Annotated in this window: 25 protein-coding genes and 1 tRNA gene; 15 read left to right on the top strand and 11 right to left on the bottom strand. The window is 39.9% G+C overall.

The window, feature by feature from the left end:
• Nucleotides 1–19: 19 nt before the first annotated feature.
• A tRNA-Ser gene (locus PARA_RS05445) sits at nucleotides 20–109 on the bottom strand.
• 155 nt (nucleotides 110–264) lie between these two features.
• Nucleotides 265–3,066 carry a ribonuclease E gene (gene rne, locus PARA_RS05440; protein WP_014064893.1) on the bottom strand — a complete coding sequence of 934 codons (2,802 nt, stop codon included), beginning with the start codon at nucleotides 3,064–3,066 and terminating at the stop codon, nucleotides 265–267.
• 426 nt (nucleotides 3,067–3,492) lie between these two features.
• Between rne and rluC the strand changes: the two genes are divergently transcribed.
• The 3 genes from rluC to hflX all read left to right on the top strand — a co-directional run bounded on the left by rluC (nucleotide 3,493) and on the right by hflX (nucleotide 6,209).
• Nucleotides 3,493–4,473 carry a 23S rRNA pseudouridine(955/2504/2580) synthase RluC gene (rluC, locus tag PARA_RS05435; RefSeq protein WP_014064891.1) on the top strand — a complete coding sequence of 327 codons (981 nt, stop codon included), beginning with the start codon at nucleotides 3,493–3,495 and terminating at the stop codon, nucleotides 4,471–4,473.
• Nucleotides 4,474–4,559: 86 nt separating this feature from the next.
• On the top strand, nucleotides 4,560–4,844 hold the full coding sequence (gene hfq / locus PARA_RS05430; protein ID WP_005697164.1) for an RNA chaperone Hfq: 285 nt from the start codon (nucleotides 4,560–4,562) through the stop codon (nucleotides 4,842–4,844).
• 9 nt (nucleotides 4,845–4,853) lie between these two features.
• Nucleotides 4,854–6,209, top strand: coding sequence for a ribosome rescue GTPase HflX (gene hflX, locus PARA_RS05425; protein WP_014064890.1), 1,356 nt, complete (start codon nucleotides 4,854–4,856; stop codon nucleotides 6,207–6,209).
• Here the strand turns inward: hflX and PARA_RS05420 are convergent.
• The 6 genes from PARA_RS05420 to mepM all read right to left on the bottom strand — a co-directional run bounded on the left by PARA_RS05420 (nucleotide 6,199) and on the right by mepM (nucleotide 12,463).
• Nucleotides 6,199–7,149 (bottom strand): sigma 54-interacting transcriptional regulator, encoded by a 951-nt coding sequence (locus PARA_RS05420; RefSeq protein WP_014064889.1) that lies wholly within the window; start codon nucleotides 7,147–7,149, stop codon nucleotides 6,199–6,201. The genes hflX and PARA_RS05420 overlap by 11 nt on opposite strands.
• Before the next feature lie 120 nt (nucleotides 7,150–7,269).
• Complete coding sequence (locus PARA_RS05415) at nucleotides 7,270–8,178, bottom strand: siderophore ABC transporter substrate-binding protein (protein WP_014064888.1); 909 nt, start codon at nucleotides 8,176–8,178, stop codon at nucleotides 7,270–7,272.
• A 14-nt stretch (nucleotides 8,179–8,192) separates the two neighbouring features.
• Nucleotides 8,193–8,954, bottom strand: a complete 762-nt coding sequence (locus tag PARA_RS05410; protein WP_014064887.1) for an ABC transporter ATP-binding protein — start codon at nucleotides 8,952–8,954, stop codon at nucleotides 8,193–8,195.
• Nucleotides 8,945–9,904, bottom strand: a complete 960-nt coding sequence (locus tag PARA_RS05405; RefSeq protein ID WP_014064886.1) for an iron chelate uptake ABC transporter family permease subunit — start codon at nucleotides 9,902–9,904, stop codon at nucleotides 8,945–8,947. Before PARA_RS05405 ends, PARA_RS05410 begins: the two co-directional genes overlap by 10 nt.
• Complete coding sequence (locus PARA_RS05400) at nucleotides 9,897–10,850, bottom strand: ABC transporter permease (protein WP_070868755.1); 954 nt, start codon at nucleotides 10,848–10,850, stop codon at nucleotides 9,897–9,899. The genes PARA_RS05405 and PARA_RS05400 overlap by 8 nt, the downstream gene beginning before the upstream one ends.
• Before the next feature lie 134 nt (nucleotides 10,851–10,984).
• Nucleotides 10,985–12,463 (bottom strand): murein DD-endopeptidase MepM, encoded by a 1,479-nt coding sequence (gene mepM / locus PARA_RS05395; RefSeq protein WP_014064884.1) that lies wholly within the window; start codon nucleotides 12,461–12,463, stop codon nucleotides 10,985–10,987.
• Between the two features lie 177 nt (nucleotides 12,464–12,640).
• Between mepM and znuC the strand changes: the two genes are divergently transcribed.
• From znuC to tilS, 5 genes are all read left to right on the top strand, one after another.
• Nucleotides 12,641–13,435 (top strand): zinc ABC transporter ATP-binding protein ZnuC, encoded by a 795-nt coding sequence (znuC, locus tag PARA_RS05390; protein WP_014064883.1) that lies wholly within the window; start codon nucleotides 12,641–12,643, stop codon nucleotides 13,433–13,435.
• Between the two features lie 9 nt (nucleotides 13,436–13,444).
• The gene (znuB, locus tag PARA_RS05385) at nucleotides 13,445–14,230 is read left to right on the top strand and encodes a zinc ABC transporter permease subunit ZnuB (RefSeq protein ID WP_014064882.1); all 786 of its coding nucleotides are present in this window, start codon (nucleotides 13,445–13,447) and stop codon (nucleotides 14,228–14,230) included.
• 88 nt (nucleotides 14,231–14,318) lie between these two features.
• Entirely contained in the window at nucleotides 14,319–15,266 is a 948-nt protein-coding gene (gene accA / locus PARA_RS05380) for an acetyl-CoA carboxylase carboxyl transferase subunit alpha (protein WP_014064881.1), read from the top strand.
• Nucleotides 15,267–15,378: 112 nt separating this feature from the next.
• Nucleotides 15,379–16,245, top strand: coding sequence for a pyridoxal kinase (gene pdxY / locus PARA_RS05375; protein ID WP_014064880.1), 867 nt, complete (start codon nucleotides 15,379–15,381; stop codon nucleotides 16,243–16,245).
• A complete protein-coding gene (gene tilS, locus PARA_RS05370) occupies nucleotides 16,245–17,537 on the top strand; it encodes a tRNA lysidine(34) synthetase TilS (RefSeq protein ID WP_014064879.1) in 1,293 nt (430 codons plus the stop codon). The genes pdxY and tilS overlap by 1 nt, the downstream gene beginning before the upstream one ends.
• A 15-nt stretch (nucleotides 17,538–17,552) precedes the next feature.
• Here the strand turns inward: tilS and mutH are convergent, their stop codons facing one another.
• From mutH to PARA_RS05355, 3 genes are all read right to left on the bottom strand, one after another.
• Nucleotides 17,553–18,224, bottom strand: a complete 672-nt coding sequence (gene mutH, locus PARA_RS05365) for a DNA mismatch repair endonuclease MutH (RefSeq protein ID WP_014064878.1) — start codon at nucleotides 18,222–18,224, stop codon at nucleotides 17,553–17,555.
• Nucleotides 18,221–18,760 carry a methylated-DNA--[protein]-cysteine S-methyltransferase gene (locus PARA_RS05360; protein ID WP_014064877.1) on the bottom strand — a complete coding sequence of 180 codons (540 nt, stop codon included), beginning with the start codon at nucleotides 18,758–18,760 and terminating at the stop codon, nucleotides 18,221–18,223. The genes mutH and PARA_RS05360 overlap by 4 nt, the downstream gene beginning before the upstream one ends.
• A 90-nt stretch (nucleotides 18,761–18,850) precedes the next feature.
• Nucleotides 18,851–20,230: an outer membrane protein transport protein gene (locus tag PARA_RS05355; protein WP_014064876.1), complete on the bottom strand. Its 1,380-nt coding sequence runs from the start codon at nucleotides 20,228–20,230 to the stop codon at nucleotides 18,851–18,853.
• A gap of 208 nt (nucleotides 20,231–20,438) precedes the next feature.
• Here PARA_RS05355 and PARA_RS05350 point away from each other — a divergent pair, with 208 nt between their 5' ends.
• The 7 genes from PARA_RS05350 (at nucleotide 20,439) to PARA_RS05320 (ending at nucleotide 24,824) form a co-directional block, all read left to right on the top strand.
• A complete protein-coding gene (locus PARA_RS05350; protein ID WP_014064875.1) occupies nucleotides 20,439–20,726 on the top strand; it encodes a YfcZ/YiiS family protein in 288 nt (95 codons plus the stop codon).
• A gap of 152 nt (nucleotides 20,727–20,878) precedes the next feature.
• Complete coding sequence (gene purM, locus PARA_RS05345; protein WP_014064874.1) at nucleotides 20,879–21,916, top strand: phosphoribosylformylglycinamidine cyclo-ligase; 1,038 nt, start codon at nucleotides 20,879–20,881, stop codon at nucleotides 21,914–21,916.
• Nucleotides 21,917–21,984: 68 nt separating this feature from the next.
• Nucleotides 21,985–22,623: a phosphoribosylglycinamide formyltransferase gene (gene purN, locus PARA_RS05340; protein WP_041918316.1), complete on the top strand. Its 639-nt coding sequence runs from the start codon at nucleotides 21,985–21,987 to the stop codon at nucleotides 22,621–22,623.
• 156 nt (nucleotides 22,624–22,779) lie between these two features.
• Entirely contained in the window at nucleotides 22,780–23,490 is a 711-nt protein-coding gene (locus PARA_RS05335; protein WP_231844646.1) for a beta-methylgalactoside transporter, read from the top strand.
• Nucleotide 23,491: 1 nt separating this feature from the next.
• Nucleotides 23,492–24,046, top strand: coding sequence for a septation protein A (locus tag PARA_RS05330; RefSeq protein WP_014064871.1), 555 nt, complete (start codon nucleotides 23,492–23,494; stop codon nucleotides 24,044–24,046).
• Complete coding sequence (yciA, locus tag PARA_RS05325; RefSeq protein WP_014064870.1) at nucleotides 24,046–24,516, top strand: acyl-CoA thioester hydrolase YciA; 471 nt, start codon at nucleotides 24,046–24,048, stop codon at nucleotides 24,514–24,516. The genes PARA_RS05330 and yciA overlap by 1 nt, the downstream gene beginning before the upstream one ends.
• A gap of 11 nt (nucleotides 24,517–24,527) precedes the next feature.
• Nucleotides 24,528–24,824, top strand: coding sequence for a YciI family protein (locus PARA_RS05320; protein WP_014064869.1), 297 nt, complete (start codon nucleotides 24,528–24,530; stop codon nucleotides 24,822–24,824).
• Nucleotides 24,825–24,888 lie beyond the last annotated feature (64 nt).

The following is a 24,888-nucleotide window of genomic DNA, read 5'->3' as shown; positions in this document are numbered from 1 at the left end:
AGGGATTTTTTGAATTTGATGGCGGAGGAAGTGAGATTCGAACTCACGGAGGGCGTAAACCCTCGCCGGTTTTCAAGACCGGTGCCTTCAACCACTCGACCATTCCTCCGTGATTTAAGCGAGGTGAATAATACGTTTTTTCCCCCACCCCGTCAAGCAAGAAAATAAAAAAATTATCTGACTGACTACTTTTAAATCACAATGTTTTAAAAATACACAAAATAAAAAACGGAACCTATTGGTTCCGTCTTTATTATTAGGATATTACTCTGCTTTCGCTTGTGTCGGTTCAGAATAAATATGGCTAATTGCACTATGATGGCCTGCCGCGCCTTTACCATTAAAGTAATAACGAGACTCCATCCATTCTACAATTGGAAATGGTTTAGACTCATCATCAGGTGCTTTCGCTAATGTCATGGCTGCTTTTGTATGTGGTACGGCTGAAATAGTACCTGCACGACCAGTGAACACATAAGAACTTACAAATTTTGCTTTTTCTTGTGGTTCAACTTCCGCAGTTGCGACTTGAGCAACAGGTTCTGATTTATGATGCAAACGTTCTAATGATTCTTGCACTTTCTGTTGAACCGCTTCATTTGCCGGTTGAGTAATAAAATCTAACGCAGGTTGTGCTTCAACTGATTTCTCTTCCACAACAATACCTGTTGCAGGCGTAATCACACCTTTTTTCGTTTTTTCTTGCTCAAGCAACTCATCCACCGATAAGAAATTATTTTCTTTCGGTGCATTCACAGCAGAATAATCGACGCATACTTTACCGCTTGCTAATTCTGGTGAAGCCACCGCAGCAAATAATGGCATTGGGGATTTCACTTCATTACGACGACGGCGTTGATTATTCGATGCACGTAAATGACGAGGTGTACGGCGCTGACGTTCTTGACGTGGTTTATCTTCTGTATTATCAACAATGTTGTTTTCAACCACTTCATTTTCAATCGCAGGAACTTCAACGGCCTCAATCACATTCTCATTTGCATTATTTGCACTGTCATCAACACGAACGCGTTTACGTAAATCACGACGTTGACGACGCTCTGCTACCGGTTTCTCTGCTTTTTCTTCTTGACGATTATCATCAGAAACATTAGCAAAATTAACCGCACTTTCAGATGTCACTTCTTCATTCGCGTTACGACGATTGCGACGATTATTTACACGCTCGCGAGTTGGACGTGCATTTTCTTCATCTGTATTCTTCGCATTATCGTTGTTTTCGTTGCGAGAACGACGATTATTACGACGATCTTGATTGCGACGATTATTACGATTTCCGTTGCGATTATTACGATTGTTTTGGTTTTTCTCTTCTTCTTTTGGCTCAGAAGCAAATAAACCTTTAATTGCAGCAACAATTTTCGCAAACAAGGATGGCCCCTCTGGTTTGCGCTCAACTGGTGCTGGCGCTGCCGTTGGGATCGATAGCGATACCGCAGCACTTTCCATCACTTGTTCAGACGTCACGGCCGCTGTTTCAATATTACGTGAAACAAGGGATTCTTCTGGTACGAATGCATCATCTTGTGCTTCATGGAATTTTGCTAAGTTGTAGCTTAATTCGTTCAGCTCTTCACCTTCACGTACGCGGAACACGCTGAAGTGCGGGGTTTCCATCGCTTCATTTGGCACCACGATAATCTCTACATCATGGCGTTTTTCGATGCTATGAACAGCTTTACGTTTTTCGTTAAGTAAGTAAGACGCAATTTGTACAGGCACGATGGTGTGCACTTGTTTGGTATTTTCTTTTAACGCTTCTTCTTCGATTAAACGTAAGATAGAAAGTGATAAACTTTCGTTATCACGCACTTTACCTGTACCTTGACAGCGTGGGCAAACATGGTGAGAAGACTCACCTAATGATGGACTTAAACGCTGACGCGACATTTCCAACAAGCCGAAGCGAGAAATACGGCTAATTTGAATACGCGCACGGTCTTGACGCACGGCATCACGGATACGATTTTCTACTTCACGTTGGTGACGAACCGGTGTCATATCGATGAAATCGATAACCACTAAACCACCTAAGTCACGTAAACGTAATTGACGAGCAATTTCATCCGCCGCTTCAAGGTTGGTATTTAATGCGGTTTCTTCAATATCACCACCACGAGTTGAACGCGCCGAGTTGATATCGATTGCCGTTAACGCTTCTGTCACATCGATCACAATCGAACCACCAGAAGGTAAACGCACTTCACGTTGGAAAGCTGATTCAATTTGTGACTCAATTTGGTAGTGGCTAAATAACGGCACTTCGCCTTGATACAGTTTCACACGATTGATGAAATCTGGACGCACAAGTTTGATGTGCGCTTTTGCTTTTTCAAATACTTTCGGGCTATCAATTAAGATCTCACCGATATCACGACGCAAGTAATCACGGATCGCACGAACGATCACATCACTTTCTTGGTGAATTAAGAATGGCGCCGGACGACTTTGTGAAGCTTGTTTGATCGCTTCCCAATGATGTAAAAGTACTTTCAAGTCCCATTGTAATTCTTCTGGTGATTTACCCACACCCGCTGTACGCACGATAAGGCCAACGCCTTCTGGTACATCTAAAGAACTCAATGCTTCTTTTAATTCGATACGTTCATCGCCTTCAATACGGCGAGAGATACCACCTGCACGCGGATTGTTTGGCATAATCACCAAATAACTACCAGCAAGGGAAACAAAAGTGGTTAAGGCTGCGCCTTTATTGCCGCGTTCTTCCTTGTTCACCTGAACGATCACTTCTTGACCTTCGGTCAAAATATCACGGATATTTGGACGACCTTGGAACACATAATCAGCAGGGAAATACTCACGGGCAATTTCTTTTAAAGGAAGGAAACCATGGCGCTCTGCACCATAATCCACAAAGGCAGCTTCTAAACTCGGCTCTACGCGAGTGATTTTCCCTTTGTAAATATTCGCTTTTTTCTGTTCATGACCCGGACTTTCAATATCCAAGTCGAATAAACGCTGGCCATCGACCAACGCAACGCGTAACTCTTCTTTTTGAGTCGCATTGATTAACATTCTTTTCATTGTCAATTTCTCATTTGAATTATCTAAAATACCTTGAAAATTAACCGCACTTTACAGATTTACTGACCTTAGCCATCGACCTCGTGTTTCTCGCGAACAGTCAATCTCACGACTGTGTGTTGCTGGGTGCATTGATAGCATACTCAATTGTTATCTAAGACAATTTTCGTAAAACAATGCGATGTGTTAATTACGCATTGCAAGGAAGCGTCAATCTTCAAGAAAAACATGTTGATTATCAATGTCTTATGCCATTTGCTGCATTGAGTTTTGACCAACATACAAAATCGCTTTCTAAATGCCAAATTTGAGGCGCAGAAAGACGCTCTATTATCCACATTCGGGGCTAAATTAGCAAGGCATTCTTGCTATTATCACCAGGGATATTGTGATATGATTCAGCCCAATTTTTAAAGGACAGATTCAATGACTGAAAAACAAGAAAAAATCATCAATCAATCCGTCAAAATGCTCACCATTTCTGAGGATGAGGCAGGACAACGCATTGATAATTATTTATTGGCAAAATTAAAAGGTGTGCCAAAAAGTTTGATTTATCGCATTCTGCGTAAAGGCGAAGTGCGTGTGAACAAAGGGCGAATCAAACCTGAATATAAATTGCAAAATGGTGATGTGGTGCGTGTGCCACCTGTTCGTGTTTCTGAAAAAAATACTGCCCCAATTTCTAAAAACTTGAATAAAGTCGCTTCCCTTGAAAGCCATATTCTTTTTGAAGATGACTGTTTATTAGTATTGAACAAACCTTCCGGCATTGCGGTTCATGGTGGGAGTGGCTTGAATTTTGGTGTGATTGAAGCCTTACGTGCATTACGTCCTGAAGCCCGTTTTTTAGAATTGGTTCACCGTTTAGACAGAGATACATCGGGTATTTTATTAGTCGCCAAAAAACGTTCTGCCTTACGCAACTTACACGAACAACTTCGTGTTAAAACGGTACAAAAAGATTATCTCGCGCTCGTGCGCGGCCAATGGCAATCTCATGTAAAAGTCGTGCAAGCCCCTTTATTAAAAAATGAACTGGCCAGTGGCGAACGCATCGTTAAAGTCAGTGAACAAGGTAAACCTTCGGAAACTAGATTTAGCATTGAAGAACGCTATCAAAATGCGACCTTAGTAAAAGCTTCACCCGTAACAGGTCGAACCCATCAGATCCGAGTTCATACTCAATATGCAGGCCACCCGATTGCGCTAGATGATAAATACGGTGATAAAGAATTTGATAAATACATGCAAGATCTCGGGCTTAATCGCTTGTTTTTACATGCGTTTTCTATTCGCTTTGAGCATCCTAAAACGGGTGAAACATTGCGCCTCAATGCTCAACTAGACGAAAAAATGAAAGCAATTCTGAAAAAACTGCGTGAAAGCAAAGAGATAAACCCATAGACAAGAAAAATGTTTATTGCTATATTTGATGACGGAGACAACTCGTTTCTATCATTAATTAACATATAACAACAAAGGATAGCAAAATGGCAAAAGGACAATCATTACAAGATCCTTATTTGAATGCGTTACGCCGTGAACGTATTCCTGTTTCGATTTATCTCGTTAATGGGATTAAATTACAGGGTCAAATCGAATCATTCGACCAATTCGTGATTTTATTAAAAAACACTGTTAATCAAATGGTGTACAAACACGCTATTTCAACTGTGGTTCCAGCACGTTCTGTTTCTCACCACAATAATAACGGCGGTCATCATGCAGCACAAACGTCTGACGCTGTAGCGGAAGTAGAAACACAAGCAGAATAATTCTGTTCAATGAACGATTTCATCAATTTAAGTGCGGTTGAAAATTCACCTGAAATTTCAACCGCACTTTCGTCATCTAAAACAGGCGACAATAGCCAATCGGCAAAAGATAAAGCTGTCGTCGTGCATGTTTTCTTTTCTCAAAATAAAAACATTGAAGATCTACAAGAATTCCAACTTTTAGCGGAATCTGCCAATGTTGAGATTTTACAAATCATCACCACAAGCCGAGCAACACCACAAGCAAAATATTTTATCGGTGAGGGGAAAGCACAAGAAATTGCAGATGCAGTGAAAACTTTAGATGCCGATGTGGTTTTGGCGAATCATCAATTAACCCCTGCTCAAACCCGTAATTTGGAAAGCATCTGCCAATGCCGCGTAGTGGATCGCACTGGGGTCATTTTAGATATCTTTGCCCAACGAGCCCGCTCGCACGAGGGGAAATTGCAAGTTGAATTAGCTCAGCTTAAGCATTTATCCACTCGATTAGTTCGTCGAAAAACAGGCTTAGATCAGCAAAAAGGTGCAGTTGGATTACGTGGTCCAGGCGAAACGCAATTAGAAACGGATCGCCGTTTAATCAAGGTTCGTATTGCACAGTTGCAAAATCGTTTGGCCAAAGTCGAAAAACAACGCAATCAAAATCGCCAAACCCGACAAAAAGCGGATATTCCGACCATTTCTTTAGTGGGTTATACCAATGCGGGGAAATCAACACTATTCAATTTCATCACGCAAGCCAATGTCTATGCGGCGGATCAGCTTTTTGCTACCCTCGATCCCACATTAAGACGTTTACAAATTCAAGATATTGGTACGGCAATTCTCGCCGATACCGTGGGTTTCGTTCGCCAACTTCCCCATGATTTAGTTTCCGCTTTTAAATCTACGTTGCAAGAAACGGTAGAAGCCAGTTTGTTATTGCACGTCATTGATGCGGCAGACGCTCGAAAGATCGAAAATATCGAAGCCGTGAATTTAGTGTTGGAAGAAATTAAAGCAGACAAAGTGCCTGCATTGCTGGTGTATAACAAAATTGATTTATTGGAAAATGTGACGCCTCATATTGAATATGATGACGAGAATAAGCCCGTTGCCGTTTACCTTTCAGCACATTCAGGTGAAGGATTAGATCTACTGCTTGAAGCCATTAAAGTGCGGTTGAAAAATGAGATACTTTCTTTCACCCTCACGCTGCTCCCACAAGAGAGCAAAATCCGCCACGCGCTCTATCAATTAGATAGCATTCGTCACGAACAAATTTCAGATGAGGGTGAATTTATCCTCAATGTACAAATTGATAAAGTCGAATGGCTTAAACTTTGTAAACAATTCCCTAAACTGTCAGAAATTATTTACTAATACCGTATTGTTTTAATTTATTGGCAATCGCTGTGTGTGATACACCTAATCGTTGTGCCAATTTACGCGTACTTGGATACTGGGCATAAAAAGCGCGGAGTACACTCGCCTCATATTGCCCCATGATCTCATCCAGTGTTTGCTCACCAAAATCATCTGCAGAAATGACCGCACTTTGTACAGGTTTTAAATTTAAACTTTCAATATCAAGCTGGTTATTCTTCGCTAAGGAACAGGCACGATACAAGACGTTGTAAAGCTCTCGCACATTACCTTGCCAAGGCTGCCCTTTTAAATAATTCAGAAAATCAGCATCATATTGCGACATTGAAATCTTAAGCTGTGTGCTGATTTCTTGTAAAAAACCGTCCGTTAAAGGCTGAATGTCCTCCACTCGCTCACGCAATGGCGGCACATTTAGTGCTAAAACATTTAAACGATGGAATAAATCACTGCGTAATTTCCCTTGTTCTAACAGTTTTTCCATCGGTTCTTGTGAAGTACAAATCACACGAACATTTGCATGATGTTCTTTTTCTTCACCTACTCGACGGAAAGAACCATCCGTTAAAAAACGTAATAATTTTGCCTGTAAACTTAATGAAAGCTCAGCAATGCCATCCAGCAACACCGTACCTTCGTGAGCATATTCAAAAAAACCGATGGTTTCACTATCACCCACTTTACGCCCAAACATTTCGCTTTCCGCATCTTCATCTGGCAAACCTGCACAATTTACCGCAATGAATTTTTTCTCACGACGCAAGCTCGCAAAATGACAAGCTTTTGCTAATAAGTCTTTACCCGTGCCTGTTTCACCTTGAATTAAAAGCGGTACATCAAACATCGCAAAACGTTGTGCATTTTCGACCGCACTTTTCATGGAAAGGCTTTGAGTGACAAAGCAAGAAAAAGGATCTTGTGGATTAAATGTCAGCATAAAATAAGCTCAATTTTATTGAATGATGCCGATATGATAGGGAGTTTATTGATATGTGTAAAGATTAATTTACATATAAAAAGGGCAATCGTTGACTGCCCTTTTAGATGTTTTTTTGTATTATTTTTTCACTGCACGATCAAGTTCTTGTGCGATGATTTCCATGCTTTCTAAACCACCAAACGCAAGATACCAATTGGCTGCATCAAGATACACAATGTGTCCATCTTTATACGCTTTGGTTTGTTTGATGATATCGTTATCCAACACTTTTTGTGCATTGTTGGCTTTTTCTGTAATCGCCGCGGTACGGTCCACGACAAGTAAAAAGTCTGGATTTTTTTCTAAGATATATTCAAAACCAACACTTTGTCCGTGCGTAGAGGATTTGATGCTGTCATCAATCGGTTTAAAACCAAATTTTTGATACACCATTCCATAACGAGAACCGTCACCAAAGGCACTGATTTTACTTTCATTGACAAGTACCAATAAGGCGGTTTTGTCTTTTGCATCTTTTGCTACTTCAGCAACCTTACTCTCCAACGCTGAAAGTTTTTCTTTCGCAATATTTTCTTTACCAAAGATCTGACCAAGTGCGGTCACATTTTGTTGAAAACTCGGGTAGTAATTCGTGTAGTCATTTTCAACATTAAATACTGGTGCGATTTCTTTAAATTTGTCGATCATTTTTTCTTGACGTTTAGACGCAATGATCAAATCCGGATTAAGTTCGTTAATTTGCTCCAATGATTGTTCTTTCAAATCGCCGACATTTTTATATTTTTTGTCTGCAAATTCTGAAAGGTAGCTTGGAATTTTTCCACTTTGTGGGAAGCCCACGATTTTATCTTGCACACCTAATGCACGAAGTGTGTCTGCCGCCCCAAAATCAAGCACAATGACTCGCTGTGGATTTTGTGGCACAACCTGTTTTCCAGCAGCATTTTCAACGGTAATATCCGCCGCTTGTGCAATACCGGCAAATGCAAAGAGTGAAAGTGCTAAAGTTGATAATGTTTTTTTCATGAAGATTTCCTTATTTATCTAAAATAAACGGCAATTTTATGGTCGTCGATATCCTGAATAGGTATCGTCATATCGTAAATATCTTGTAGCACGGGTGATTGCATAATGTGGTTAACTTCCCCTTGGTGTACCAATTTTCCATTTTTCATGGCAACAATGTAGTCTGAGTAACAAGAGGCAAAATTAATATCGTGAATCACAATCACCACGGTTTTGTTGAGTTCTGTCGCTAATTTACGCAAAACTTGCATAATCTGCACAGAATGTTTCATATCCAGGTTATTTAATGGTTCATCCAATAAAATATAATCCGTATCTTGTGCAAGTGTCATCGCAATATAAGCGCGTTGTCGCTGCCCACCACTTAAGTTATCGATATATTGATGACGAATATCATCTAAATTCATATAGGCAATGGCATTATCAATAAAAGTGCGGTCAGTTTGGGTTAAGTTTCCTTTGCTATAAGGAAAACGCCCAAAAGCGACTAAATCCTCAATGGTTAGACGCAAATTAATGTTGTTAGTTTGCTTTAAAATCGCAAGTTGTTTCGCAATATCGCTACTTTTCTTACGATTGAGCAATTCACCGTTGAGATAGATCTCACCACTATCAGCATTCAACAAACGGCTCATAATAGACAGCACCGTACTCTTCCCCGCGCCATTCGGCCCGATAAAAGACGTAATTTTCCCCGTAGGAATGGTGATTGATACATTATCCACCACCTTTTTGCTTCCGTAACTTTTAGTAATATTGCGAATTTCTATTGCCATTTTTTGTTTGCTCTTAATAACAAATAAATAAAGTACACGCCACCGACAAAATTAACGATGATGCTTAATGTCGTGCGGAACGTAAAAATATGCGTCACCAATAATTGCCCTAAAACCAAGGTAATAATGGAAATTAACATCGCGGCAGGAATGAGTACCTTGTGGCGATAATCACGAACAAATTCAAAGGTCACATTCATCACCAATAACCCCAGGAAAGTAAGTGGACCAACAAGTGCGGTCGACACTGACGTTAAAATTGCCACGAGAATTAAGAGGACTTTTAAAGTCTTTTGATAATCGATTCCTAAGTTAATGGCATTTTCTCGTCCTAACGCCAACACATCAAAGCAATGCCAATATCTCAGGCTGAAAACAATCGTCGCCACTAAAATGGCTAATGCTACCCACAAGATTTGTGTATTGATTCGGTTGAAGCTTGCAAAGCCAATATCTTGTGCGATCTGGAATTCATTTGGATCAATCAACACTTCCATAAACGTCGTTAAACTGCCAAAGAAGGTGCCGAAAATAATCCCAACAAGCAACAAGAAGAAAATATTTTGATTTTCTTTCTTAAACAGGAAGTGATAAAGCACTAATGAAAAGGCCATCATTAATCCCGTACACAATACAAACAAGGCAATGGAATTCATTGAAAGCAATGTGGTCGAACCGAAAAGGAAAATAATCGTCGTTTGAATCAGTAAATACAGCGAATCTAACCCTAAAATACTCGGGGTGAGAATTCGGTTATTCACAACCGTTTGGAAGATCATCGTAGCAAGTGCAATTGCCGCGCCTGTAATAACAATCGCAATTAAGGATAAGGCACGATTTTCCAAGGCATATTGCCAACGGTTTGGTAAGTTGTAGCCTAAATAGAGTGCAAGAGAAACAATGGCTAACAACGACAATACAATCAGTTGAGAAGAAGATTTCTTAGCCATTTCTATACCGTTTTAATAATAAAAATAAGAAGATACCACTGCCAAATACGCCAACCACGGCATTAATGGAAATCTCATAAGGATAAATCACACTTCGACCTAAAATATCGCAGAATAAGACAAATACCGCACCTAACAAGGCGGTATGAGATAACACTTTCTTCAAGTTATCCCCTAAATAAAGCGTGACGATATTTGGAATAATTAGCCCCAAGAAAGGGATCACGCCAACAGACACGATAATAATCGAGGACACCACCGCCACAATGAGCAGACCGAGATAAAGTACCTGGTTGTAATTTAGACCTAGATTAACCGCAAAATCTTTCCCCATCCCGACAATAGAAAAACGATGGGCAAATAAATAAGCCACGATGAGTGTAGGAATACTGAAATACAACAATTCATAACGGCCTGACATCACAAGAGAAAAGTCCCCTTGTAACCACCCGGATAAGTTTTGCAATAGATCTTCTTTATAAGCGATAAAGGCAGTAATTGAACTGATGATATTACCAAACATAATCCCCACTAAGGGCACAAAAATCGTGTCCTTGAATTTCAAACGGGACAGAATCGTCATAAATAATAATGTGCCAAGGAAAGACACGATGACCGCAATGGCGGTTTTTAACAACATTGAAGCTGTTGGGAAAAACAGCATGGCCATTAAAATGCCTAATCGTGCGCTGTCCATTGTGCCCGCCGTGGTGGGAGAAACAAATCGGTTTCGGCTGAGTTGCTGCATCACCAAGCCACAAATACTTAAAGAGGCACCCGCAATCAAAATACTGATTAAACGCGGCACACGACTGATGAAAAAAATCTGCCACTGATTACCTTCAAAATTCAGTAATCCTTGTAAATTAACGGTACTTACCCCGAGAAAAAGTGAAACAAAGGAAAGCACGATTAAAAGAAAAATCAGATAACGCCGCTTAATCATAATAAATGAGAATAATTTCGAAATGCAAAAAGAATAGCATATTGAAGGAAAAGAGAAAAGATGAAGTGCGGTCAGTTTTCGGCTAATTTTTAGGCGTATAAAAAATGCGGTCAAATTTGACCGCACTTCATTCGCTATAATTTTAACGTTCTTTCAACTTCTTTCGCTCGGACTAAGAATTGCTTACGTTCTGCCGTTGCCATTCCGCTGCTGGTACCCGGCAATTTCACCGTAAGCGGGTTCACCGCACGTTCATTAATATGAAACTCGTAGTGCAAGTGTGGGCCGGTTGAAATCCCTGTATTACCGGTTAATGCAATGCGCTCCCCTTTCTTCACAGTTTGACCTGCACGTACTAAAGCACGACTTAAATGCATATACACCGTTTGATATTCACGACCATGGCGTATTACCACATAACGTCCTGCACCACCGGCTTGATAAGCCACTTTTTCTACCACACCTTCTGCTGGCGCAATAACTGGCGTACCCGGTGAAACAGCAAAGTCCACCCCTTTATGCGGACGAACACGCCCTGTTACCGGATGGCGACGATTTGGGTTAAATGGTGACGAAATACGCGCTTGACGTTGCAATGGATAACGCGCGAAACCTTTGCCAAGGGTTTCCCCTTGCTTATCGTAGTAACGACCATTGGCTGCTTGAATACCATAATAGCTCTTCCCCTCTGCCATGATGTGAATCGCTTCAACGTTACCTTGACCGGTTAATTTATCGCCTAAATATTCACGTGATACTAAAATCGCAAATTTGGTGCCTTTGCTGAGTTTTTGAAGGCTTACCTGCCATTGTAACGCAGAACTTAGTTGGCTAATTTGACGACCATCCAAACCTAAATCACGCAAACTTGATGCAAAAGATCCGTTAATCGTGCCTTTTAGCACCTCTTTCTTCCAGATACTTTTCTTCTCTAGAATTTGGCGTTTAAACTTACCGTCTTCCGTGCGTTCATAAATGCGTTCTTCTTTTTCAGACACCAGCCAGTTTAAATATTCCAGTTGATCTTCTTTATCTAAGATCCAATAGAACTGCTGACCTGCACGCAAGGTTTTTAATTCAGGATACTCGGCAATTAAATTCTTCGCCGTATCATCTTCTAAACCAGAAAGCTCTAACACATCTTTTAATGAGTCACCACGCACCACGGTATGACTAAATTGATCGGTAATACGTAATGCTTGATCGGCTACATCTAAAATACCACTCAGCGCATCTTGAGCGTCTTTTGGTAAATCATTAAGATCGTCAAACTGTGGTTTGATTTCATCTACTTCATCATCTTTGGCTTGAAGTTCATCATCATAAGAAGTTGCATCTTCCGTGTTAGCCTGTTGTTTTGCTTCAGGATGTTCACCTTCTTGAGATTGAGGATTGCCCGATTCTGTTTTTTCAGGTGTAAGAGATTGATATTGAACGTTATCCACCATCTCTGGCTCAAGATTACTTTGCAGAGAAGGATCATAATCAGCGGTATCTTTAAAGGCGAGGAAAATGCCCGTTAAAATAAGCAAAAGTGCGGCAAAAAAAATCGCCGCTTTTATGCGGGATTTTCGTTTCCGTCTATCTCTGGCTAATTTAACGTGTTGGACCATTTGATACCTTTAAAATGAATAAAAAAGATTTTCGTTTTTCAGACTACAAACTCTGGGAAAAATTCATTTTACCCTAAAAATGTCAAATCTTATGCCTAAATATTAGGCATAGTCAGAATTTCTTGAGAAAAAGGAGGAAATGAGCTATTTTAGGGAGCTATTTTTAAAGGGGGAATTATGCAGATTCGCGCCATTCAACCAGCCCAACCCACACCATTAATTACACTGAAAAATATCAATGTGGTCTTTGAACAAAAGACGGCATTGCGGGATATTAATCTCAGCATTTATCCCAATTCGATTATCACCATTGTCGGGCCAAATGGTGGGGGAAAATCGACCCTCTTAAAAACCTTATTAAAATTGCAAACGCCGACATCGGGTGAGGTGATTTATAGCGCTAATGTCAGAATTGGCTATGTTCCACAAAAAATTCACCTCGATCACAGCTTACCGATGACAGTTGAGCGTTTTCTTGCGCTCAAAAAAGGCGTTAAAACACAAGAAATATCAACCGCACTTGAGCAACTCTCTATCACTCATTTGAGAAAAAATAATATGCAAAAACTCTCTGGTGGCGAAATGCAACGTGTGCTATTGGCTCGTGCAATTTTGAATAAACCCAATTTACTGGTGTTAGATGAACCGACTCAAGGGGTGGATATTAATGGTCAAGCTGAACTTTATCAGCTGATTCATCGCACTCAACAAGCCTTAAATTGTGCGGTTTTAATGGTTTCCCATGACTTGCATATCGTGATGGCGGACAGTAAAGAAGTGTTGTGCATCAATCAACATATTTGCTGTGCCGGCACACCCGAAAGCCTATCGAATGATCCCACATTTATGCGCCTTTGGGGCAATCAAATCTCACAAAATGTGGGCTTTTATACGCACCATCATAATCATCACCATAATATGCATGGTGATGTTTGTAGTTGCAGTGCCAATCCATCAGAATGCCAACAATAAGGAAAAACCATGTTTGAGATTTTATTTCCCGCCTTGCTTACGGGCTTACTGCTTTCCTTAATTACCGCACCACTCGGTGCCTTTGTGGTGTGGCGTAAAATGGCTTATTTTGGTGATACCCTTTCCCACTCGGCCTTGCTTGGTGTGGCATTAGGGATTTTCCTACAAATTAATCCTTATGTTGCCATTGTAATTTTGACGATTATTCTCGCCGTATTAATGGTATGGCTCGAAAGTAACACGCAATTTTCAGTGGATACCCTTTTAGGGATTATCGCGCACAGTTGTCTTTCTCTTGGTGTGGTCACCGTTGGCTTACTTAAAAATGTCCGTGTAGATTTAATGAGTTATCTTTTTGGGGATTTGCTCGCCATTAATTTTAACGACTTACCTTATATTGGCGCGGGTGTTGTTATTGTATTAGGCACACTGCTTTACTTCTGGCAAGCCTTACTCTCCACCACAGTTTCACCTGAACTGGCTCAAGTAGAAGGCATTAACATTAAAAAAATGCGATTTATCTTAATGATTTTGACCGCACTGACGATCGCATTAAGTATGAAGTTTGTTGGGGCTCTGATTATTACATCACTCTTAATTATTCCAGCCGCAACAGCAAGACGTTTTGCAAAAACGCCTGAGCAAATGGTGCTTATTGCGATTTTAATCAGTATGCTTTCCGTCGTTGGCGGGTTATTCCTTTCTGCTTTTTATGATACGGCGGCAGGACCTTCTGTCGTAATTTGTTCCGCATTTTTGTTTTTGTTATCATTACTAAAAAAGGAATATTTATAATCCGCTCCAACCAGTGAAAACCATTTGCACCACACCTTAAATCTTGATAAAGTGCGGGCAACTTTTGACGATATTTTTAGGATAAGAAATGAGCCAAGAATATTTAGATTTTGAATTACCTATTGCTGAACTTGAAGCCAAAATTGAAGCGCTACGTTCAGCATCTGATGACAAAATTGATTTACACGATGAAATTAAACGCTTACAAAAGAAAAGCGATGAATTAACCAAAAAAACCTTTGCAAATCTTGATGCATGGCAGGTTTCTCGTATGGCGCGTCACCCAAATCGTCCATACACTCTTGATTATATCGAACATATTTTTACTGATTTCCAAGAGCTTGCGGGCGATCGTGCCTTTGCAGATGATAAAGCAATCGTAGGTGGTCTTGCGCGTTTAGATGGTCGTTCTGTGATGGTTATCGGTCATCAAAAAGGTCGTACGGTAAAAGATAAAGTGGCACGTAACTTTGGTATGCCAGCACCAGAAGGTTATCGTAAAGCATTACGTTTAATGCAAATGGCTGAGCGTTTCAACTTACCTATTATTACCTTTATCGATACACCAGGGGCTTACCCAGGCATCGGTGCGGAAGAACGTGGTCAATCTGAAGCCATTGCTCGCAACTTACGTGAAATGTCTACCTTAAAAGTGCCAATTATCTGTACGGTAATCGGTGAAGGCGGTTCCGGCGGTGCATTAGCCATTGGTGTGGGTGACAAAGTGAATATGTTGCAATATTCAACTTATTCCGTTATTTCACCAGAAGGTTGTGCGTCTATCTTGTGGAAGAGCGCAGAAAAAGCGTCAACCGCAGCAGAAGTCATGGGCTTAACCGCAACTCGTTTAAAAGAGTTAGGTTTAATTGATAATATCGTTCCAGAACCATTAGGTGGTGCACATCGTAATTATCATGAAATGGCACGCAATTTAAAACAATGTCTTGTTGAAGAACTAAACGAATTAGATACTTTCGACAAAGATGGCTTATTAGAAAGACGTTACGAACGTTTAATGTCTTATGGCTATTGTTAATAATATATAAAAAGAGCGGTTAATTTAACCGCTCTTTTTTGTGTTTAAAGAATAATACATGGATGCCAGAAAATGCATCAATGCCTAAAATAATATAAAAGGAGAACTCAAAATGAAAAACGTATTAGCAATCCAATCCCACGTAGTTTATGGTTTTGCCGGTAATAAATCCGCCACTTTCCCAATGCAGCTATTAGGCGTAGATGTGTGGGCACTCAATACCGTACAATTCTCTAACCATACCCAATATGGTAAATGGACTGGCATGGTGATTCCACAAGAGCAAATTGGTGAAATTGCCAACGGTTTAGATGCCATCGGAAAACTTCAAGAATGTGATGCGTTACTTTCTGGCTATTTAGGTTCAGCTGAACAAGTTGACCAAATTATCTATTCTTTAGAGAAAATTAAAGCTCGTAACCCAAATGCACTTTACTTGTGCGATCCAGTGATGCCAAATGCCGAAAAAGTCTGTGTCGTGGCGGATGGTGTACGTGAACGCTTAATTGAAAAAGCCATTCCACGTGCGGACATCATGACCCCAAATCTTTCCGAACTTCGTACACTTTCTGACTTCCCTATCAACACGTTTGACGATGTGCTCAAAGCCGCCAATGCATTAGTGGCCAAAGGTGTGAAAAAAGTCTTAGTTAAACACTTAGGTAAAGCAGGTAAATTAAATGATCCTGATACCTTTGAAATCATTATGGCGACACCTGAAGGCGTATGGCATTTAAGTCGTCCGCTTTATAAATTTAACTTTGAACCAGTTGGTGTGGGTGATTTAATTGCGGGGACTTTCTTGGCGCATTACTTAAACTGTGGCAACGATGTTGAAGCTTTTGAAAAAATGAATAATGCCGTTGCTGGCGTAATGAAAACTACCTTTGATTTGAAATCTTACGAACTCCAACCCATTGCTGCACGTTTTGAAATCTTAAATCCAAGTACAAACTACAAAGCTGTTAAAGTTGCCTAATGGATCTCTTTTCATTATTCCAAGCACAAATTCCAACCCCCGCCAATAAGCTTCTCATTGCTTTTAGCGGTGGTTTGGATTCAACTGCACTGCTCTCTTTAGTTAAAAAACTCAGCAAAAAACGACCGCACTTAAGCCTGCGAGCTATTCATATCCATCATGGATTAAGCCCGAATGCGGATACTTGGACAGCTCATTGCCAACAACTCTGTAAACAATTTGCCATTCCACTTATTGTTGAAAAAGTCAAAGTGGAAATGCATGATGGCATTGAAGCTGGCGCAAGAGAAGCCCGTTATCAGGCCATTTCGACACATATTCAACCTGACGAATATCTGGTCACTGCACATCATTTAAATGATCAAACTGAAACCTTTTTCCTGGCGCTAAAACGCGGAGCAGGGTTACAAGGTTTAGGTGCCATGCAAAAAGAAAGTCAATTATTTGGGATGCCTATTTTACGGCCTCTTCTTTCTTTTAGCCGTAATGAATTAGAAGATTACGTTCAGCAAGAAAATCTGTCTTGGGTCGAAGACGAAAGCAATCAAGATAATCATTACGAGCGTAATTTCTTACGCAACCAAATTTTGCCTGAATTACGCCAACGCTGGGGGCATTTTGATTATGCGGTTCAGCGTGCCGCACAACATTGTTTTGAGCAACAGCAACTGATTAATGAATTATTACAGACCTGCTTTGAACAGCATATTTTTGAGGATCAAAAACAGTTTTCGCTCCTAAACTTTCTAAACTATTCATCGCAAAAACAAACCGCACTTTTGCGAATGTGGCTGGCTAAAAATCAGATTGCCATGCCAACGCAGATTCAATTAATGCATATTATTGATGATGTGATTCAGGCTAAAGCGGATGCATCCCCACAATTTCAACTAGGGGAGCATATTATTCGCCGTTATCAGGAATGTCTTTATTTAACGGGAAAATTCTCTGATTTGTCGCAAACTTGTCTTGATATGCCGTTAAATCAACAGATTACCTTGCCTGATAATCTTGGAACAATTTATGCTGCCCACAATACGAAAGGCATTTTAGTGCATTGGAATGACAAACAAGTTCAACTTGCTGATACACAAGAGCCGATTCAAATACGATTTGCTTATACTGGCAAAGTAAAACGCCAGCATAATCGCCCTGCCGAAACCATGAAAAAAATTTGGCAAGAGCTCGGCGTTCCGCCTTGGCAACGAAATCGTATTCCTCTCATTTTTTATGGTGAGACTTTACAAAGTGCGGTGGGATTTTTCCGTGTTTTTCAAAATGAAGAAAAATAAAAAATGGGTGATGATTCACCCATTTTTATGATTAAGAAAAGCGTTTAAAATGCCTGCTGTAAATTCTTTCCGTAAATAAAACCCCAGCGGCAAGGTATCAATCACTTCCCCATTTTTCCCAATGCCTTTCGTAATGGCTTTACTATTGGCGCCTTTTGGACGCAGTTGCATAACTTCACCAATACGTGCTGTAATCTGATCCAACTTCCCGAGCACAATATAATCCATCAACTCTTCCCAATCTTGGCGTAATTGATGTTCTTGTTCAGTCGAAGGACGCCATAAGATAGGCTGACCAATATGACGCTCACGCAAAGGAATGTCTCGACTACCTTCAATAGGAATCCACAAGACTTTCGATAATTTATGACGAACATGCGAATTTTCCCAATTTACTCCTGAGTTTTGAACCAAGGGCGCAAGGCTCACAAACGTGGTTTCCAACGGAAAACCTTCGGCATTGATGGGTAAGGTTTTTAATTCGATGCCTAAATGGGAAAAGTCCTGCTCTGCTTTACTACCAGCAGTCGCCCCCAATGCACTTTCAAGCAACATTCCAACCCAACCTTTATCGCGTTTTAAATCAGGCGGAACGGGAATATTTAATTCATCTGCAAGTTCGCCAAAAGTTAACCCCGCAATAGATTGCGCTTTTTCTAATAAGGCTTGTTCGGTTTGTGGGATCATTCGTGGTATTTCTTCAATAATTTCGGTTTAACGTATTCTACGCCTTTGTCGATGTAAGGAATATTTTCTAGTTTCAATAAAAAGCGTTTTGCCGGCAATCCACCACCAAAACCCGTGATTTCACATTTTTTCCCTAATACACGATGACATGGAATAATAATACTAATGGGATTACTCCCTACTGCACCACCAACGGCACGCACCGCCTTGGGATTATTAATGCTTTCTGCTAACCCGCCATAACTCGCCGTTTTACCATAAGGAATTTGACGCAATGCTTTCCAAATCGCTTGTTGAAATGCGGTACCTTTAGGCGATAAAGGAATATCGGAGAAACTTTCTGGCTCACCATTAAAATAACGCATTAAAGCGCACCGCACTTTTTCAAAAAGCGGTAAATCTTCTCGTAAAATCCAATTTGGATTTGGCGTGGTTTGTTCTAACTCACAATCTAAATTTGTAAGATGTTCACCATCAGAAAGCATTAATAACCGACCAATTGGTGAATCCATATAAGCATAAAAAAGTGCGGTCATTTTTCTCTCGTTTTTTATAGCGTGATATAAGAAAAAAGCACACCGAACATACATTCGGTGTGCTGCGTATTATGCTAAATTTTTAACAAATTAGAAACTGTAGTTTAAGTTTAAACCGTAAAGGTTAGCACTTGATTTAACTTTAAATTGACCTGATAAACCTTCTTTAAAGCTATTTTTCTTACCATGTAAGTGTGCATATCCAAAATCAGCTGATAAGTTCGGGGTAAAACGATAAGTTGCCCCTAAGCTATACCACATACGATCTGTATCTGGAATTGAGATTGATGGATGATTGACACTTGCATTCTTATCATAAGCAACACCAACTCTCACTGTTAAGGCATCTGTTGCATCATAAGAGAAACCTAGTGCATAACGTGAAGAATTACTGAATTTTTCATCTTTATGGAATAAAACATTACCACTTTCACCATAAGCAGTTAAGCTTTTCAAACGCTTCCATTCAGTATATTTATAGCTATATTGAACCGCTAATTTATCCGTTAATTTATGGAATCCAGAAAATTCCCAATAAGCTGGCAAGTGTAAAGTTAAACTACCCGGAACGATCTCACCTCCAGTTGCCTGAGTAATTGGCAAGGTAACTCCTGTATTTGCTAATTGAGATAATAATGCATTATATGTAACAGGGAATTCATTTGAATAATTACCTTTAAATTTAACATTTACTGCAGAGTGATATGCTAAACCCCAACGATGATTTTCATTGAGTTTATAAGTTAAACCCGCATTCCATCCTAGGCTCCATTTATCACCTTTAATTTTTGATACAGATGTATTTGCTGGGGCGTTTGCTAATTGTTTAGCAACTGCTGATAACTGTGTTGCTTTAGCTGTTTGTCCAGCAGCACTTAATTTTGCTGCCATTGCACCTAATTGCTGTGCAACCGCTTTACCACCGATACCTAAATGACGTTGAACCTCTGCATCAGAATAAATTGCATTTACACCTACACCAAAACTAAAGCCATAGCCTAAATCATATGCTCCACTTAAATTAAAATTTAATGCTTTTAATTCTGTTCTACCACCATACACACCAGCAGCATAGGTATCATTATATTCAGATTTTAAACCATAATTAACATTCATACCGCCACCCAATGCAAAGCGGTCATTTACTGGCACAACCACGTACATATTAGGAATAATGGCATTTGGAATGACATTTTTATGATTAGCTGGTACTCCACCAATAGTACCTGTGACATCAACATCTGCATCAACTAGAATTCCACCAGCAGATAACTCTGCTTTTTTAAACTCCGTCATTAATGCTGGGTTACTTGCAACTACTGAAGCATTATCAGTAACAGCTGCATTTCCAGCGTAAGCCATTCCTAAGCCTGATGTAGAAACTTCTGCTAATTGGAATGCTGCTGCATTTGCACCGCCCGCTGCGAGTAATGTCGCTGTTGCTAATAGCGTTTTATTAAATTTTGTCATTTGGAACCTTTGTTATTAATAATAATGAAAAAATCCGCGAGATTCTAAAACTCCAATAAATGGAGTGCAAATTATTTCATACTAATTTGTAAGTGTTCCGACCAGTGGTAAACAAATGATATTTAAATTAAAAAAATGTAGTTACTTTTGCAGGTGGCTCAAAAGTGCTAAAATACGATCAATCTTAATTTTAAAATAAGGAAATCCTATGACAGTAACATGCAAAGCAGAAGAATCTCTCACTTGTAGTTGTGTTGATGTGGGTACTATTATTGACGGTTCAGATTGCGCTGTTGATATTCATCAAACCTATGCGAATAAAGCTGAAGCTGAAGCGGCACTTAATCGTTTCATTGAAAAAGCACGCAAAACAGAAAGCGATCCTTGTGACATTAAAAGTGAAATCACTGAAACTGAAAATGGTGCAAATTTAACGGCTCGTTTTACATTTAGCTGCCAAGCTGAAGCGATGATTTTCGAATTAGCGAATCGCTAAAAACACTTTTGAAATTGACCGCACTTTATCATGCAAAATAAAGTGCGGTTATTTTTTTGCTTAAATCCTGATTAAATCACTATCGCAAACGTTTGCTTAATCTGATACAATCACGCCGTTTTTCATTTAACCTAAAAATATAGGACAACATTGTGAGCAAACCATCATTAAGTTATAAAGATGCAGGCGTGGATATTAATGCCGGTAATGAATTAGTTGAACGTATTAAACCACACGTAAAACGGACAACTCGCCCTGAAGTCATCGGGGGATTAGGTGGGTTTGGTGCACTATGTGCCATTCCAGGCAAATACAAAGAACCAATCCTTGTTTCTGGTACAGACGGTGTAGGAACCAAATTACGTTTAGCCATTGACTTAAAAAAACACGATACCATCGGTATTGATTTGGTTGCAATGTGTGTTAACGATTTAGTCGTACAAGGTGCAGAACCACTATTCTTCTTAGATTACTATGCTACGGGCAAACTTGATGTGGATGTTGCTTCTGATGTGGTCAAAGGCATCGCAGAAGGCTGTGTGCAATCGGGTTGTGCATTAGTCGGTGGCGAAACCGCTGAAATGCCAGGTATGTATCACGCAGGTGATTATGACCTTGCTGGTTTCTGTGTGGGTGTCGTTGAAAAATCAGAAATCATTGATGGTAGCCAAGTTAAAGTGGGTGATGCCCTAATCGCGCTTGGTTCAAGTGGTCCGCATTCAAACGGTTATTCTTTAATTCGTAAAGTCATTGATGTTGCTGGTGTAAATCCGGCCACAGAGCAATTAGATGGTCGTCCATTAAGTGAGCAAGTGCTTGCACCGACAAAAATCTATGTAAAATCTGTTCTTGCGTTAATCAAACAAACGGAAGTCCATGCTATTGCGCACTTAACCGGTGGCGGTTTCTGGGAAAATATCCCTCGTGTATTACCGAAAAATACTAAAGCAGTCATTGATGAAAGCAGCTGGGAATGGCAACCGGTGTTCAAATGGTTACAAGAAAAAGGCAACATTGAAACCTATGAAATGTACCGTACATTTAACTGTGGCGTGGGCATGGTGATTGCATTACCACAATCAGAAGTAGAAACCGCTTTAGCGATTTTAAAGCAATCAGGTGAAAATGCCTGGTTAATCGGTCATATCGAAAGTGCGACAGATGACGAACCACAAGTTATCATTAAATGATATCTCTTTTCCATCTCAGGGCGAAAATTTCAGAATGAAAGGTTCGCCCTTCTTTTATGTTGAATAATATGAAAAAAATTGCCGTCCTAATTTCAGGGCAAGGATCGAATCTTCAAGCGATAATTGAGGCTTGTCAAGCAGGCTTTATTCCAGGAAAGATTGTGACTGTCATCAGTAATAAAATCGATTCATTTGGCTTAGAACGCGCTAAAAGTGCGGGCATTCCTAGCCGAGTTTTTTTGCGCCAAGATTTTGCCTCTAATCTCGATATGGATAAGGCTATCGGTGATTATTTAGACGATCTCAATGTTGATCTCATTGTATTAGCTGGTTACATGAAAATCTTAACCAAACCATTCACACAACGTTTTACGGGGAAAATTTTAAATATTCACCCTTCCCTTCTGCCAAAATATCCTGGGATACACACTTATCAAAGAGCACTTGAGAATGGCGACAGCGAACATGGTACAACCGTGCATTTTGTCAATGAAGAGATCGATGGCGGTGCCATTGTGTTACAAGCTAAAGTACCTATTTTCCCTGACGATACAATTGAAGAAATTGAACTTCGTACACGTGAACAGGAATATAATATTTATCCTTTAGTGATTAAATGGTTTATTGAAGAGCGATTAAAACTCATTGAAAATCAAGCCTATTTAGACGGCAAGCCGTTACCACCGAATGGTTACGCTAATGAGTAAAGCGATATGTGATCTTGAAAAGAGTGACTCAAATCACCATTAAACAACCTGATTTTATGAAAAAAACAATAAACCCTGTATAATCGGGGTTTTATTATTGTGGGATATAATATGCCAATTAACTTTACTCAGATTTTTCAAGATAGTCTCAACTTTATGCGTAATCAGCGAAAAACCGTGCTGCTTTTCGTTGGGGTTTTCATTGCATCACAATTTATCAATGCATTAGTCAGTGTCCCAATGCCGAGTTTGGGTAATAATCCTGATCCATCGCAACAGGATATTATTAATGCGTTGAGCAAAGTGGAGCCAACTGCGCTGATTGGATCTTTTGTATTTCAACAATTGTTGATGTCTTTTATTGCAACCTTCGGTATTGCAACTATTCATCATATTAGTCAGCAAAATCAAAATCCGATTAATCAAGGTCTCATGCTGACATTGCGCCGTTTTTTAGGTGTGGTCGTTTTAGATATTTTTATGAGTTTGCCACTTTTATTTGGCCTTGCTGATGTTATGAGCTCATTTTTAAGCAAAAATGCCCTCTCCCCTCTAGCCTTTGTTTCAATGGTATTTGGTTTATTTTTCTTTGTTCGCCTATGCTTATCGCCTGTGCACTATATTGTCTCCAATCAATCTATAGGACAAAGCGCTTTACAAGTGTGGCGTGCGGGTATTAAACGAAATGGCGTACTCATTACTTATGCCTTGATCACTTATTTACTTTTACCTCTATTAGCGAATAGCATTGGCACAACACTAGGCACATCATTTTTAAGTGTGATTTTTGGCATTTTGGTAGCATTATTTCAAATATTTATTTTGGTATTTACTTACCGTTTTTACAGTTTATTTATGAAGGCATAATATGAAGCAACTTCTTGAATTTATTCCTCTTGTTCTCTTTTTCATCACCTACAAAATGTTTGGGGTGCGTGAGGCAGCGATTGTCTTAGTTATCGCGACCATCATTCAGATGGTTGTACTAAAACTGAAATATGGCATGATTGAGAAACAACAAAAAATCATGGCGATTGCTGTCGTCTTTTTTGGTTTACTCACTGCCTATTTCAATGAAATCAAATACCTACAATGGAAAGTCACCATTATTAATGCCCTCTTCGCCATTGTTTTATTGGTTGCACAATTCCAATTTAATACGCCACTGGTGAAAAAGTTATTAGGCAAAGAAATCCAATTACCAGATAATGTGTGGAACAAATTGAATTTAGGCTGGGCAGGATTTTTCATTCTGTGTATGCTTGTAAATATTTATATCAGCCAAAATATGTCTGAAGATGCTTGGGTTGATTTCAAATCTTTTGGTTTACTTGGTATGACCTTTGTTGCAACAATCGTCAGCGGTGCTTATATTTACCGTTACTTACCTAAAGATGATCAAAAAAATGACGGGGAAAAATAATGGCTTTAAATCTTACTGATAAAGAAGGTCGTCAATCTAAAGGCGTATTATTACTACGTACCTTGGCTATGCCTTCAGATACCAACGCCAACGGCGATATTTTTGGTGGCTGGATTATGTCACAAATGGATATGGGCGGAGCAATTCTAGCAAAAGAAATCGCTCATGGCCGTGTGGTCACTGTTGCTGTTGAAAGTATGAACTTCATCAAACCAATCGCCGTTGGTGACGTGGTGTGTTGTTACGGCCAATGCCTCAGCGTAGGCCGCTCTTCTATTAAAATCAAAGTAGAAGTATGGGTGAAAAAAGTGGCCAGTGAACCAATTGGCGAACGCTATTGCGTAACGGAAGCCGTATTTACCTTTGTGGCTGTTGGGAAAGATGGCAAAGCTCGCGGTATTCCACGCGAAGGCAATCTTGAATTAGAACGTGCGTTAGCCACCATCGAAGAATTACAATTAAGTTGTTAAAAGGAAAAATGATGTATTACGTGATTTTTGCCCAAGATATTCCTGGCACTTTAGAAAAACGCCTTGCTGTACGTGAGCAGCATCTCGCTCGTTTAAAACAATTGCAAGCTGAAGGTCGCTTATTAACCGCCGGTCCCAATCCAGCCATTGACGATGAAAATCCAGGTGAAGCTGGCTTTACAGGCTCGACTGTGATTGCTCGATTCGAAAGCCTGTCTGCAGCAAAAAACTGGGCGACACAAGATCCTTATGTTGAAGCTGGCGTTTACGGTGATGTGATTGTGAAGCCTTTCAAAAAAGTTTTCTAAATAAAACGAACTCTACACTCAAAGACGGATCTAAATATCCGTCTTTCTCTTTATATGGAATCTC

The organism is Haemophilus parainfluenzae T3T1 (genome assembly GCF_000210895.1).
GTDB classification, from domain to species: Bacteria; Pseudomonadota; Gammaproteobacteria; order Enterobacterales; family Pasteurellaceae; genus Haemophilus_D; species Haemophilus_D parainfluenzae_A.
This window is presented reverse-complemented; position numbering and strand designations above follow the sequence as displayed.

Coding starts and splice junctions, on each gene's coding strand:
- PARA_RS05400 (WP_070868755.1), bottom strand. CDS start 10,850: ATGATTAAGCGGCGTTATCTGATTTTTCTTTTAATCGTGCTTTCCTTT.
- mutH (WP_014064878.1), bottom strand. CDS start 18,224: ATGATCCCACAAACCGAACAAGCCTTATTAGAAAAAGCGCAATCTATT.
- PARA_RS05330 (WP_014064871.1), top strand. CDS start 23,492: ATGAAGCAACTTCTTGAATTTATTCCTCTTGTTCTCTTTTTCATCACC.
- hfq (WP_005697164.1), top strand. CDS start 4,560: ATGGCAAAAGGACAATCATTACAAGATCCTTATTTGAATGCGTTACGC.
- tilS (WP_014064879.1), top strand. CDS start 16,245: ATGGATCTCTTTTCATTATTCCAAGCACAAATTCCAACCCCCGCCAAT.
- PARA_RS05335 (WP_231844646.1), top strand. CDS start 22,780: ATGCGTAATCAGCGAAAAACCGTGCTGCTTTTCGTTGGGGTTTTCATT.
- PARA_RS05320 (WP_014064869.1), top strand. CDS start 24,528: ATGTATTACGTGATTTTTGCCCAAGATATTCCTGGCACTTTAGAAAAA.
- PARA_RS05420 (WP_014064889.1), bottom strand. CDS start 7,149: ATGCTGACATTTAATCCACAAGATCCTTTTTCTTGCTTTGTCACTCAA.
- PARA_RS05355 (WP_014064876.1), bottom strand. CDS start 20,230: ATGACAAAATTTAATAAAACGCTATTAGCAACAGCGACATTACTCGCA.
- purN (WP_041918316.1), top strand. CDS start 21,985: ATGAAAAAAATTGCCGTCCTAATTTCAGGGCAAGGATCGAATCTTCAA.
- hflX (WP_014064890.1), top strand. CDS start 4,854: ATGAACGATTTCATCAATTTAAGTGCGGTTGAAAATTCACCTGAAATT.
- znuB (WP_014064882.1), top strand. CDS start 13,445: ATGTTTGAGATTTTATTTCCCGCCTTGCTTACGGGCTTACTGCTTTCC.
- PARA_RS05350 (WP_014064875.1), top strand. CDS start 20,439: ATGACAGTAACATGCAAAGCAGAAGAATCTCTCACTTGTAGTTGTGTT.
- accA (WP_014064881.1), top strand. CDS start 14,319: ATGAGCCAAGAATATTTAGATTTTGAATTACCTATTGCTGAACTTGAA.
- yciA (WP_014064870.1), top strand. CDS start 24,046: ATGGCTTTAAATCTTACTGATAAAGAAGGTCGTCAATCTAAAGGCGTA.
- PARA_RS05405 (WP_014064886.1), bottom strand. CDS start 9,904: ATGGCTAAGAAATCTTCTTCTCAACTGATTGTATTGTCGTTGTTAGCC.
- PARA_RS05360 (WP_014064877.1), bottom strand. CDS start 18,760: ATGACCGCACTTTTTTATGCTTATATGGATTCACCAATTGGTCGGTTA.
- rne (WP_014064893.1), bottom strand. CDS start 3,066: ATGAAAAGAATGTTAATCAATGCGACTCAAAAAGAAGAGTTACGCGTT.
- PARA_RS05415 (WP_014064888.1), bottom strand. CDS start 8,178: ATGAAAAAAACATTATCAACTTTAGCACTTTCACTCTTTGCATTTGCC.
- znuC (WP_014064883.1), top strand. CDS start 12,641: ATGCAGATTCGCGCCATTCAACCAGCCCAACCCACACCATTAATTACA.
- rluC (WP_014064891.1), top strand. CDS start 3,493: ATGACTGAAAAACAAGAAAAAATCATCAATCAATCCGTCAAAATGCTC.
- pdxY (WP_014064880.1), top strand. CDS start 15,379: ATGAAAAACGTATTAGCAATCCAATCCCACGTAGTTTATGGTTTTGCC.
- PARA_RS05410 (WP_014064887.1), bottom strand. CDS start 8,954: ATGGCAATAGAAATTCGCAATATTACTAAAAGTTACGGAAGCAAAAAG.
- mepM (WP_014064884.1), bottom strand. CDS start 12,463: ATGGTCCAACACGTTAAATTAGCCAGAGATAGACGGAAACGAAAATCC.